We start from the raw sequence: 11,621 nt of genomic DNA, 5'->3' as shown, positions 1-11,621 counted from the left end.
AAAAAAACATTTATCACAGGCATTAACTCCTTGCAACTCCTATATCTCCTTTATTTTTTCTTATCCCTTATCCCGAATTGACGTTTAACGTTAAAAAAATCCCTGCAAAAGGATATTTAACTAATGTTGCGACAACTACTGCACTAAAATATCCGGTAGCTATGGCAATCGATGAAGATAGTATGCTAATAATAGGTCACCATGGGGAGATATTTGATCATTTAGATTTCCATTAATAACTAGACATCATTGCGAGAAGGTGCATAGGCATTAGTTTAAGAAAATAAAGTAGAAAAATCGTCATTGCGAGCCACCGTAGGTGGCGTGGCAATCCATTTCTAATCACTTTTTTGGATTGCTTCGTGACCTTACGGTCTTCTCGCAATGACGGTTTCTCAATTATTGTTTTTTTAAACTGACGCTTATGCAAGGAGGCGTAGTAATGTATTCGGGTTAGCTATGCAAGCATAACTGGTTTATTGCTTATGTTGAATGCTGAGGTTAATTATGTTTAAGTGGGATCAATGTCTGTTATATACAATCAGGATGACGTTATATATGACTATCTTGTTTCAAACGATACAATATCTAATTGAGCATAATATAGGTTTTTATGAACTTTTCTTTAGCAAGGATGTATTATACGATACCCTTTACTCACTATTTTTTTGGTTTATTTTTTCTATAATTCAGTATTACTATAAGTATAAAAATAAAAAACTTTGACAACTATATTGGTAGCTTTATTTAGTAACCTAATCAATACCCAAAATCTTATGGACTTGTATAGAAAGGCGATAACCGTACTTAAGTGCCAAATCAATAGCTAGTTGTTCATTCTCTTTATTTAGCAATGGGTTGTTTTGATCCATAGGCTGAATAAATACTGGTATATTATATTTACTTTGCCCGACTTCAGGTATGTTAGAATATTCTGGTATATTTTTAGCTACTAAGAATTTTATGGCATTAATGCGAGATAGTAAATCATTTCGCAATAAGGAATAACCATTTTTTGCAGCTTTGGGTGAGCAAACTATATGTACTTTATCTGGAATCTCACGATATAACGTGCCATTAGTTTCTATTTGCACTATATAATCCAAATTTATTAATTTATGACACAATAATTCTATAGGTTGACGAAAAGGCTCACCTCCAGTTATAACCACTAATTTGACATTAATCGTAAATCTTTGGACTTCTTCGATAATATTATTAATAGTCAATATATTAAAATCTTCAAAGTCGGTATCGCAAAAATTACAAGCTAGATTGCATCCACCAAGCCTAATAAAGACAGCAGGCATACCAACAAAAGGACCTTCTCCCTGAATAGTCTTAAAGATACTTTTAATCTCTAGGCTAGTCCCGTCATTAAATATTGCTGCCCTTTTGGGATTTTGTCCAAACATAAAATATAGTATAAAAGATTCATTGTGGAAGTAATATGCTGACAAACTTAGTTTTAGATAAGTCAACTATAGGTTTTACAAGAACATTTTCTGAATTTGCTTTGTTTACGTAACCAACTGTTATGCCATAAGGATAAATATTTCCATAACCAGAGGTTATAACTTTCTCGGCTTTTTGCACTAAATGGTTTTTTGGTAAATAGAGTATTTTACTACCGTTACCATAGCCACTCATTATACCTTTCTCTTTTGAAGAGGTTGTAGTGATCGGAATTCTAGAATTCACGTCATTAACTAAAATTATCTTAGAATAATTGTTGCTTACCTGTATTACTCGTCCAACTAATCCTTCACTGTTGGTAACTATTTGATCAATTGCCACACCATGTTTTGCCCCAGCTGACAGTAAAGCAGTTTTACTGAAGGGATTTAATGAGACGCTTAACAATTTAGCACTAACATAGCTATATTGCTCTTCTTCTATAACTGATAATAGTTGTTTTAGCTCTCTATTTTCAGATTGGATTAAATATATATCACTCTGCAAGCTTCTTAATCTTGCCACCTCTAATTGTAATTCAATATTTTCTCTTGCTAAGTCCCGTAAATAAATAAAATTTTGGGTTATTAGGTTAATTTGTTTAAATACATTTTCATGAATTAGCAAGCCACTAAACATAACATGTCCAACGATTTCAAGAGACATAGAAGAGAGTCTTTTGGGAGTAGCAATAAATAAATAAAGCGAAGCTATGGTAAAAAATAAAATCAAACCGCGTTTCGCGGTAACAAGTATAAATTTAGCTAACCCTGCTATTCTACTAGGATTCTTTATTCTATTTGCTAGTAATGCCATTTGTTAATCTTGTTTAAATAACACATGCTTTAATTTTTGAAAATCTTCTAATACTTTTCCTGTGCCAAGAGCTACGCATGATAAAGCCTGTTCAGCAACAATTACCGGTAATTTAGTTGCTTCTTTTAGAACATGATCTAGGTTTCGAAGTAATGCCCCACCACCAGTCATAACAATCCCCTTATCTACAATATCCGATGAAAGTTCAGGAGGGGTGCATTCCAACGCTACTTTTACTGCGTCGACAATTTGGCTGACTGGTTCAATTAGACTATCAGCAATTTGTTTCTCGTTTAGTAGCATTTCTTTAGGAATGCCATGAATTAAATCCCGCCCTTTAATTTCCATTACTCTTGGTTCTAAACTATCGTCTACATAAGCAGCACCAATCTGCTTTTTAATTTTTTCTGCTGTAGCTTCACCGATTAGCAAATTATAATGCCTTCTAATGTAAGAAATAATAGACTCATCCATTTTATCACCACCAACCCGCACTGATCTAGCATATACAATACCGCCTAATGATAAGACGGCTACTTCTGTTGTTCCACCGCCTACATCAACAATCATTGAACCAGTTGCTTCTGTTACTGGTAAGCCAGCACCGATTGCTGCTGCCATAGGTTCCTCTATAAGATACACATCTCTACCACCTGCACTCTCCGCTGCTTCTTGGATAGCTCTACGTTCAACGGGTGTAGAACCTGAGGGTACACAAATTATAATCATTGGACCAGTAAATGAGCGGCGACTATGTACTGTTCTGATAAAATGCTTTATCATCTCCTCAGCCCCCTTAAAATCAGCTATAACCCCATCTTTTAGTGGTCTCTTAGCTTCAATATCGGCTGGGGTGCGTCCTAACATATTTTTTGCTTCATGACCAAATGCATATGGTTTAAATGCTCCATCCACTTTAATCAATGCAACTACAGAAGGTTCGTTTAATACGATTCCTTTGCCTTTGACATACACTAAAGTATTAGCAGTACCAAGATCTATTGCCATATCACTTGCAAATCTACTGAAAAATTTTGTTAGCATTTTTATTTCTCCAAAGTCTTAAGTTCTAACCATCTTATATCAATCCTCAAGATTAAATACATTTGAATATATCAAATTTTCTTAGAATGCATAATAACAAAATTACTGAAAAATAATATACATATATTTGGTAATAAAATAGCTAAGAAAGGAGGAGTTGCATTATATGCAAGTATTTTAAACAACACCTCTAATAAAGAATAAATAATAAAACCTAAAAATAAACCAATTACTAAAATTTTTTCCTGAGAATTATCACGTTGCCTGAGGCTAAAAAAGCATGCTGCTAAAATTACGGTAGTAGCCATAATTATAGGTTTAAATAACTGTTTATAGAAATAAATCTGATAATTAGTTATGGGTAAGCCAAATTTTACTAATTGCTGAATTATATCTGGTAAATCCCAAATAGCAATCATTTCAGGGGTTATAAAACTATTTAGTAAGTTATTTATTGACAAATTTGTTGGAATGGCAAAATTCTCATATTGCTTGAAGTTATTAGCATCCGAAAGTTTTACAGAAGTTAATTCAAAATTATTATCAATTAAAATAGCATATTGAGCATCAATTCTTTTTAAGAAGCTATTTTCATTATCCAAGAATAATATAATAACCTTATTTAACTTATTATTCACTATATCAATAGACCCAGCCTGAACGATTCTTTTTTTGCCCTGATAATTCTCAAAAAATAATAGACCAGATTTTGATATTATAAGGTTAGTCGATGTATTTTTAAACAGCTTGGCTTTTAAAGATTCATATTTTTGTAGACCGAATGTACCAATAGGGTTGCATATAGTTATTAGTATTATACCAAGAATGATCGCGGCAAAAAATGGAACAGCAATAACCCGCCAAATATGGATACCATTGCATAAAATGGTTATTAATTCGTTATGTTTAGTTAATCTTCTTAGAAAAAGTAACATCGCAATAAAGCTGAGCAGAGAAGCCGCTTCATTAACCAAGTAAGGTATTTTATATAATACAAGTTTCCAAAAAGAATGCGTTGGGATATATACAGCTTTAGATTGCTGTAAAAGATCAAAGATATTTGAAAGAGTAAAAACCCCAATAAGCAGAACTAATATAACAATGAAATAGCTACAATATAGTCTGAACAGGTAAATTGAAAGTGTTTTAAAATTAATCATTTTAAAATAAACCGTTCACCTATTGATTTTTGGTGGGCCCGGCAGGACTTGAACCTGCGACAACACCGTTATGAGCGGTGGGTTCTAACCAACTGAACTACAGGCCCCTTTATGGTCAATTAGTAAGAAGTTGGTGACGTCGTCACTCATAGGCGTTAGTTTAAGAAAATAAAGTAGAAAAATTGTCTATTATCGAGCCACCGTAGGTGGCGTGGCAATCCATTTTTAATCATTTTTCTGGATTGCTTCGTCGACCTTACGGTCTCCTCGCAATGACGATTTTTCAATTATTATTTTCTTAAACTGACGCTTATACGTCGTCACTCGCCTATTACTTATAGGAATCGCTCCTAGGAGGCTACCTACGATAACTGATTAATTATATTTTGAGCTATTTTTCGGCGAGAATAGATATGATTTATGAAGGAATAGTGTGCCTATTTCAAAAAAATCATGTTTATTCGCAGTCAAAAAGAGCCAAATATAGAATTACTTTAGTTATTGCAGGCAGCCTCCTAGCATCAACTTCTCTTGAATTGACTATATAATGATTATTTAAGCTTTATATAATTATTAGCGTTTTAAGTCTAGTAAAATATTTCATAGTGTCAATAACATTCTAAAATGTCCGCGTTTTGTAACAAGGTAATTGTTCGTTTTATTGCGAATCTTTTTCTAAATTAGACCTTTTGCCGAGTTCTACTTCTGTTGGTAATTTGGACAATGATATGGTATAGTAATTAATTCAGGAGAATTTGGTGACGTTGTCGCTCAATGCTCGGTCTATTACTTATAGGCGTCGCTCCATCGCTCCTACCCCCAACTCCACAACTGTTGAAAGTTAGAAGGTAAAGCGGGTTTTAGATAGGTTTTCTGTCATTGCGAGACCACGTAGTGGTCGTGGCAATCCATCTTTGGTTACTTTTATGGATTGCTTCGTCGACCTACGGTCTTTCTCGCAATGACGTTGACCACATACGACTTTTAAACTATCCGGTCTAAAACCGCTTCCTCTTCTAACTTTCAACAGTTGTGGCTCCAACTCCTCCTGAATTAACTATATCTTTCCTCTGTAACCCTAATAACTTTGCAAATGAATTGATTAATATAGAAAAACTAAATAACCTAAATTTTAAATTATTATTTTAAATTATTATTTGTATAAATTATCTAGGAGTGTTAGTATTACGTATGTAGTATACTTATTTTTATAAATTTATGTTGGCATCAAAAGTTACTGAAAAATATCAAGCTACTATTCCTTACGAGATACGGAATTTCCTACATTTAGAGAAAGGTGATAGAGTAAAGTTTAAAATTGAAGGAGGTAAGGTCATGGTACAGAAATTACCTTATACTGATTATGAGTATCTAGATTCTTTATCTAAATCACTCCCTGAATGGTTATCGCCAGAAGATGATGAAGCATATCATGATTTATAATAAATTTGATGTAATTAAAGTTTCTTTTCCTTTCACTGATAAAGCAGCGATTAAAAAGAGACCAGCTTTAGTAATATCATCAAGTGAATATCAAATAAATTACAATCATTGTATACTAGCTATGATCACAAGTGCTAAACAAACAAGTTGGCAAGATGATATAATAATTACAAATCTTCAAATCGCAGGTCTCCCTTCACCATCAAAAGTTAGAATTAAAATTTTCTCTTTGGATTGCGATCTTATAACAGGAAAATTAGGTTATTTGGCAGATGAAGATAGAGAATCGGTTTTTATTAAGATAAAAAAGTACTTGAGTTATTAATACTATATTTGCCATTGAACAAACTGGTTAGCTACTGAAATTTAATTGATGTTGAAAATGTCCTGGTTCAAATCACAGGGCAATTTAAAAGTCACAATTAAAGAGTAAATATCTCTTGGAGTTACAACCTAATATTAGATTGAGTTTAGGATGGAAAGTGATATAGTCAATTGATGAGAAGTTGGTGACGTTGTCGCTCAATGCTCGCCTATTACTTATAGGCGTCGCTCCATCGCTCCTAGCCCCAAATTCTCCTGAATTGACTATCAGTAAGCTATCTAAAACAAACAACAATAGTTATAAAAATATAGTATTTATGAAAGAACATTTTAAAAGAACCATGATTGGTGTAATGTCAAGTTTATTATTTTTTCCAACTTTGACAATTGCTAGAGATTCAAAATACCCAAAAAGCGAACAAGAAAGAAAAATGGAAGAAATGGGCTCGGTAGTTGGAGGAGAAGGTTTGATATTTAGACCAGGTAGAATCAAAAATGAATCTACCAAAACAGAGATAGGTAATATCAATAAATATTTATGGCAAGCTTCTATAGAAACCTTAAATTTTGTCCCTCTTGCTTCAAGCGATTCAATCGGCGGAGTTATTATTACTGAATGGTATAGTCCAAAAGGCAAAACAGATTTTCGATTTAAAATAAATATTTTTATAAAGGATAACGTTATTAGCCCGGATGCAATTCAAGTAAGAATATTTGAGCAAACACTTAAAAATGGTAACTGGCTAGATAGTCATACTACTTCAGAGCTAGCTAATAACATAGAAGATAAAATTTTACGAAAAGCTAGGGAAATATATATTAGTGCAGGGAAAAAATAATGTTATAGTATACTTACTAAAAAATACTAATAACTAACGTGTGAATTATGAAAAATATTGAGAAAAAATGGCAAAGAATTTGGCTTGAAGAAAAAGCTTTTGCCGCAAAAGACAACAGCGATAAGCCTAAATATTACGTACTTGAAATGTTACCTTATCCTTCTGGGAAAATTCATGTTGGACATTTACGTAACTATTCTATTGGAGATTGCATCGCTCGTTTTATGAAATCACGAGGTTATAACGTATTGCATCCCATGGGTTGGGATGCTTTCGGTTTGCCAGCAGAAAATGCTGCCATTAATAATAACTCTAATCCTAAAGATTGGACTTATTCAAATATTGCAACTATGCGAGATCAGCTAAAATCAATTGGCTTTTCATATGATTGGTCGAGAGAAATAACAACTTGTAATCCAGATTATTATAAGCATGAACAAAAATTCTTTTTAGAACTTTATAATAGAGGTTTAGCCTATCAAAAAGAATCTTTAGTAAATTGGGATCCTGTTGATAAGACTGTTTTAGCTAATGAACAAGTAGTAGATGGTCGTGGATGGCGTTCAGGTGCTTTAGTTGAAAAAAAATATTTAAAACAATGGTTTTTAAAAATTACTAATTACGCTGAAGAGCTATTAAATGAAATTTCAAAACTGGAATTTTGGCCTGATTCTGTTAAATCTATGCAGGAAAAATGGATAGGTAAATCGGAAGGAGCAAATTTTACTTTTAAAATTAAAGATCATCAAGCTAATATAGAAGTGTTCTCTACTCGACCAGAAACTATTTTTGGAGCAAGTTTTGTTGCAATAGCCTATAATCACCCAATAGTTGGGCAATTAGTGGATAAAAATAACGATATGGTGTTGTTTATTGAAAAATGTTCACAATTACACACTAATGCTGCAGTAGATAAAGCTGAAAAAGAAGGGGTGTATACTAACCTTTTTGCCATTCACCCATTTGATTCGACAATTATTATTCCTGTCATAATAACAAATTTTGTACTAATGGATTATGGTACTGGGGCGGTTTTTGGATGTCCAGCTCATGATGAAAGAGATCATGCATTAGCAAAGAAAATGGGCTTGCCAATAAAGCAGGTAGTAATTAACCAAGATGTTCAAATGGACGTATACTCGGAACCTTACACGGGTGATGGTATGATGATCAACTCAGACTTTTTGAATGATCTTACTGTTCAGGATGCTAAACAAAAATCTATAGAAGAATTTGAAAAACGTGGTTTAGGAAAACGTACTATTAACTACCGTCTGAAGGATTGGGGAGTGTCTAGACAAAGATATTGGGGCTGTCCTATCCCAATAATATATTGCTCAGTTTGCGGAACTGTGCCGGTAGCTGAAAAAGACTTACCAATAACTCTACCAAGCGATGTTATATTTTATGGAAATGGCAACCCTCTTGATTCTCACCCTACTTGGAAAGATACTAATTGCCCAAAATGTCAAAAACAAGCTATTCGAGAGACTGATACGTTAGATACATTCTTTGAGTCTTCTTGGTATTTCATCCGTTATTGTAACGTGGCAGCAAAAGATATAACCGACAAGCAAGTATGTGATTATTGGTTACCTGTTGATCAGTATATTGGTGGAATTGAACATGCAGTAATGCATCTTCTTTATGCCAGGTTTTTTACCAAAGTAATGAACGAACAAGGTTATCTTAGTATTCGTGAACCTTTTAATAATTTGCTAACTCAGGGTATGGTTCTACATGCTACTTATAAAGATGCTAATAATAATTGGCTTTACCCAGATGAGGTAATAAAACAGTCTGATAAGTGGATTAATAAAAATACTGGAGAAGAAGTAGTTCAAGGACGAATAGAAAAAATGAGTAAATCCAAAAAGAATCTTGTGGATTTAGAATCAATATTGACCAACCATAGTGCTGACGCTATTAGGCTATTTGTCCTCTCCGATAGTCCGCCAGAGAAAGATTTTGAATGGTCGTCAAATGGTCTTGAAGGCTGTTCTCGTTTTATTAGTAAACTAGAAAATATGGCAGAAATACTAATTAATAGTGAAATAACGGAAGGTTCTAGTAATAAATCAAATAAATTAACAAAGCTTACCCATTATACTATTAAACATGTTACCGAAGAATTAAAGGATTTTAAGCTAAATAAAGCCATAGCAAGAATGCGGGAACTATTTAATGCTTTGTCAGATGAAGTATCTAAGGGCAGAGAAGGTAATGTTAATATAGTCAATTCATCAATTGACTATAGTGTTAAAGAGGGGTTTAGAGTCTTGATTATGTTACTTAACCCATTTATTCCACATATTACAGAGGAAATTTGGCAAAAATTAGGTAGTAAGGAAAGATTATATCAAACTTCCTGGCCTTCTTTCGATGAATCATTGTTGGAGCTAGAATCTTATACCATGGCTATCCAAGTTAATGGCAAACTGAGAGCTACACAAGAATTTGCCAACGTAACGAGCAATATTGAGATTCAGAATATGGTAATGCAATTACCCGAGATACAAAAACATTTAAGCGGTAAAGAGCCTAAGAAAATTATCATAATACCCTTGAAAATAGTAAATATCGTGGTGTGAGACTATTAAGTTACAAATATAATGAATAATCAAAAGTTTTACAACCAAACTTTTAAATTATTATTATTTTACACGAGTTGGCGATATATTTTCTAAAATGTATACATGCTTAAATAAGCTGGGCAGATTTCTTAGAACATTAAATTACTAACAAAATGAAACCATTAACTATGCAAGAAGCAAGTAACGTCTTATCAGCTTGGACTGTTTTGGAAGTATTGTCGCCTCGAACATTTTGTAAAGCAGAAGACCTAGTAGGAGGAGAAAAAAGTTTAGTTGCTTTATTAGATAATGGACTACCATGGGAGAATGGTGGCGAAGAAGTACCTCCTGAGAAAAAATTATTCTATCAAATAATAATGGGTTCGATTAGTCTTCAGAGTGTATTTTCTGCTTTAGTTAAAAAATATGGTGATACAAGTGTCGAATCAAAACAAGTATCAGGAGAAGCCATTACAGGGGTAATTACTGTAGATCAGCATGGTTGTCTTCTTAAAAATGATATATCTGTTAATTTATCAAGTTTTGCATTGGGTGCTCCTCAAGCGTTAAAAAATAGTCTTGAAAACTTAAGGGACTGGGCATTAGTTAAACAAAAAATGGAAATAGCTTTTGATGGAATCTTACGTAAAAAAGATGAAAATGGTAAAGAGCTTCCCTTGAATAAAATAATGATAGATGAGGCTTATACTTACCTTACTAATAATATTTATGGTATATCAGCAGAAATGCTAATAAATAAAAAATTTGCTCTCCGAACTTACGAATTAAGAAAAAAAGGTGATCCTGAATCAAGTAAAAAAGATGACCCTGAATCAAGTGAAAAAGATGGTCCTACTAAGACTGTATTACTTAACAGCTTTTACCTAAATGATTTAGCAAAAGCTAGTACTTTAATTGCTAATACTTTAGCTCAAAACCAAGATACTTCAAGTGCTTCAAGTGCTTCAACAAACCTCTTACAATATTTAGGTGTGAATGACCTAAAACGTCAAAATATCCTAGATAAGACTGTTTTACAAAATATTCTTTCCCCTAAAAACATTCCTTCAGCAAGATGGCTTGGATTAGGACGACATCCTTTAGTATTACTTCAACAGGCTGCAGTTAATTTATCTATGACTGAACTAAAAGACAGTGGAATTCTTGCAATTAATGGACCACCAGGAACAGGAAAAACAACTTTATTACGTGATATTGTGGCAAAATTAGTTGCAGAAAGAGCAGAAGCATTACTGAATTTTGTTGATCCTGAACAAGCTTTTATTGATTCAGGGGAAAAAATACAAGCCGGAAAGGGGTGGTTCAAGATTTACAAATTAGATGAAAGACTAAAAGGTTTTGAAATATTAATCGCCTCATCTAACAATAAGGCTGTTGAAAATATTAGCACTGAATTACCTAGTTTAAAAGCCATTGCCGATAATGCAAATGATCTGCGTTATTTAAAGCTCTATCTGATTCATTACTTGGAGGTGGAAGTTGGGGTTTGATTGCAGCAGTACTTGGCAATATGACTAATTGTAAGAATTTTAATGAAAAATTTTGGTGGGATAAGGATTTTAGCTTTTCAACATATTTAGCAGAAATAAATGGAAAACCGCAGAAATTCGAGATTAAAGATCCAGATAGTCATGAAATCATTGAAACTATATACCCTAAAATTATTGAAGAAAATAACCCACCGTCTAGTCATAGTGAAGCTTTAGAACGTTGGAAAGAAGCTAAAGAAAATTTTGAAAAAACATTAAAAGCAAGTCGAGATGAACTCTCTAAATTACAAGAAACAAGAAATTTAGTTGAAGAGTATAATGGTCTCCATATTTTGGACACAAAAATAGAAGAAATGAGATAGAATTCTTTAGCAAAAAAGGAGAGCTAGAGATGAAAAAACAAGTAAGGCAATATAGTGCTGAGGAGAAATCAAAAATTGTCATAGAGACAATCAA

The 11,621-nt window shown here is 33.1% G+C and carries 12 protein-coding genes and 1 tRNA gene; 7 read left to right on the top strand and 6 right to left on the bottom strand.

From position 1 onward, the window contains the following. Window positions 1-77 precede the first annotated feature (77 nt). On the top strand, window positions 78-236 hold the full coding sequence (locus tag RiCNE_RS07490) for a hypothetical protein (protein ID WP_157905665.1): 159 nt from the start codon (window positions 78-80) through the stop codon (window positions 234-236). A 519-nt stretch (window positions 237-755) separates the two neighbouring features. Here the strand turns inward: RiCNE_RS07490 and RiCNE_RS03755 are convergent. From RiCNE_RS03755 to RiCNE_RS03735, 5 genes are all read right to left on the bottom strand, one after another. Then, window positions 756-1,415: a 7-carboxy-7-deazaguanine synthase QueE gene (locus RiCNE_RS03755; RefSeq protein WP_094649283.1), complete on the bottom strand. Its 660-nt coding sequence runs from the start codon at window positions 1,413-1,415 to the stop codon at window positions 756-758. 19 nt (window positions 1,416-1,434) lie between these two features. Further along, the gene (gene mreC / locus RiCNE_RS03750) at window positions 1,435-2,271 is read right to left on the bottom strand and encodes a rod shape-determining protein MreC (protein ID WP_094649282.1); all 837 of its coding nucleotides are present in this window, start codon (window positions 2,269-2,271) and stop codon (window positions 1,435-1,437) included. 3 nt (window positions 2,272-2,274) lie between these two features. Further along, window positions 2,275-3,315, bottom strand: coding sequence for a rod shape-determining protein (locus RiCNE_RS03745; protein WP_094649281.1), 1,041 nt, complete (start codon window positions 3,313-3,315; stop codon window positions 2,275-2,277). A gap of 71 nt (window positions 3,316-3,386) precedes the next feature. Continuing rightward, window positions 3,387-4,475 (bottom strand): LptF/LptG family permease, encoded by a 1,089-nt coding sequence (locus RiCNE_RS03740; protein ID WP_094649280.1) that lies wholly within the window; start codon window positions 4,473-4,475, stop codon window positions 3,387-3,389. A gap of 30 nt (window positions 4,476-4,505) precedes the next feature. Further along, a tRNA-Ile gene (locus RiCNE_RS03735) sits at window positions 4,506-4,582 on the bottom strand. A 1,111-nt stretch (window positions 4,583-5,693) separates the two neighbouring features. Between RiCNE_RS03735 and RiCNE_RS03730 the strand changes: the two genes are divergently transcribed. Both RiCNE_RS03730 and RiCNE_RS03725 read left to right on the top strand, forming a co-directional pair. Next, on the top strand, window positions 5,694-5,918 hold the full coding sequence (locus RiCNE_RS03730; protein WP_094649279.1) for an AbrB/MazE/SpoVT family DNA-binding domain-containing protein: 225 nt from the start codon (window positions 5,694-5,696) through the stop codon (window positions 5,916-5,918). Further along, a complete protein-coding gene (locus tag RiCNE_RS03725; RefSeq protein WP_204839951.1) occupies window positions 5,893-6,243 on the top strand; it encodes a type II toxin-antitoxin system PemK/MazF family toxin in 351 nt (116 codons plus the stop codon). The genes RiCNE_RS03730 and RiCNE_RS03725 overlap by 26 nt, the downstream gene beginning before the upstream one ends. Window positions 6,244-6,327: 84 nt before the next feature. Here the strand turns inward: RiCNE_RS03725 and RiCNE_RS03720 are convergent, their stop codons facing one another. Then, window positions 6,328-6,537: a palindromic element RPE2 domain-containing protein gene (locus tag RiCNE_RS03720; RefSeq protein WP_094649277.1), complete on the bottom strand. Its 210-nt coding sequence runs from the start codon at window positions 6,535-6,537 to the stop codon at window positions 6,328-6,330. A 22-nt stretch (window positions 6,538-6,559) separates the two neighbouring features. On the opposite strand from RiCNE_RS03720, the gene RiCNE_RS03715 reads away from it, so the two are divergent. The 4 genes from RiCNE_RS03715 to RiCNE_RS03700 all read left to right on the top strand — a co-directional run bounded on the left by RiCNE_RS03715 (window position 6,560) and on the right by RiCNE_RS03700 (window position 11,527). After that, window positions 6,560-7,081: a DUF3576 domain-containing protein gene (locus RiCNE_RS03715; RefSeq protein ID WP_410525743.1), complete on the top strand. Its 522-nt coding sequence runs from the start codon at window positions 6,560-6,562 to the stop codon at window positions 7,079-7,081. 47 nt (window positions 7,082-7,128) lie between these two features. Continuing rightward, complete coding sequence (leuS, locus tag RiCNE_RS03710) at window positions 7,129-9,672, top strand: leucine--tRNA ligase (protein WP_094649276.1); 2,544 nt, start codon at window positions 7,129-7,131, stop codon at window positions 9,670-9,672. Window positions 9,673-9,827: 155 nt separating this feature from the next. Next, on the top strand, window positions 9,828-11,165 hold the full coding sequence (locus RiCNE_RS03705; protein ID WP_094649275.1) for an AAA domain-containing protein: 1,338 nt from the start codon (window positions 9,828-9,830) through the stop codon (window positions 11,163-11,165). Beyond that, the gene (locus RiCNE_RS03700; RefSeq protein ID WP_094649274.1) at window positions 11,162-11,527 is read left to right on the top strand and encodes a hypothetical protein; all 366 of its coding nucleotides are present in this window, start codon (window positions 11,162-11,164) and stop codon (window positions 11,525-11,527) included. The genes RiCNE_RS03705 and RiCNE_RS03700 overlap by 4 nt, the downstream gene beginning before the upstream one ends. The last annotated feature ends 94 nt before the right edge of the window (window positions 11,528-11,621 follow it).

Origin of the sequence: Rickettsia endosymbiont of Culicoides newsteadi (genome assembly GCF_002259525.1) — a bacterium.
In the GTDB taxonomy this organism is placed as follows: domain Bacteria; phylum Pseudomonadota; class Alphaproteobacteria; order Rickettsiales; family Rickettsiaceae; genus Tisiphia.
The sequence above is the reverse complement of the archived record's forward strand: the minus strand, read 5'-3'. Positions and strand labels throughout refer to the sequence as shown.

Bases quoted from the DNA above. Each gene is read 5' to 3' on its own strand.
- RiCNE_RS03755 (WP_094649283.1), bottom strand. From the start codon at position 1,415: ATGTTTGGACAAAATCCCAAAAGGGCAGCAATATTTAATGACGGGACT.
- RiCNE_RS03715 (WP_410525743.1), top strand. From the start codon at position 6,560: ATGAAAGAACATTTTAAAAGAACCATGATTGGTGTAATGTCAAGTTTA.
- RiCNE_RS03730 (WP_094649279.1), top strand. From the start codon at position 5,694: ATGTTGGCATCAAAAGTTACTGAAAAATATCAAGCTACTATTCCTTAC.
- RiCNE_RS03725 (WP_204839951.1), top strand. From the start codon at position 5,893: ATGATGAAGCATATCATGATTTATAATAAATTTGATGTAATTAAAGTT.
- RiCNE_RS03705 (WP_094649275.1), top strand. From the start codon at position 9,828: ATGAAACCATTAACTATGCAAGAAGCAAGTAACGTCTTATCAGCTTGG.
- leuS (WP_094649276.1), top strand. From the start codon at position 7,129: ATGAAAAATATTGAGAAAAAATGGCAAAGAATTTGGCTTGAAGAAAAA.
- RiCNE_RS03740 (WP_094649280.1), bottom strand. From the start codon at position 4,475: ATGATTAATTTTAAAACACTTTCAATTTACCTGTTCAGACTATATTGT.
- mreC (WP_094649282.1), bottom strand. From the start codon at position 2,271: ATGGCATTACTAGCAAATAGAATAAAGAATCCTAGTAGAATAGCAGGG.
- RiCNE_RS03745 (WP_094649281.1), bottom strand. From the start codon at position 3,315: ATGCTAACAAAATTTTTCAGTAGATTTGCAAGTGATATGGCAATAGAT.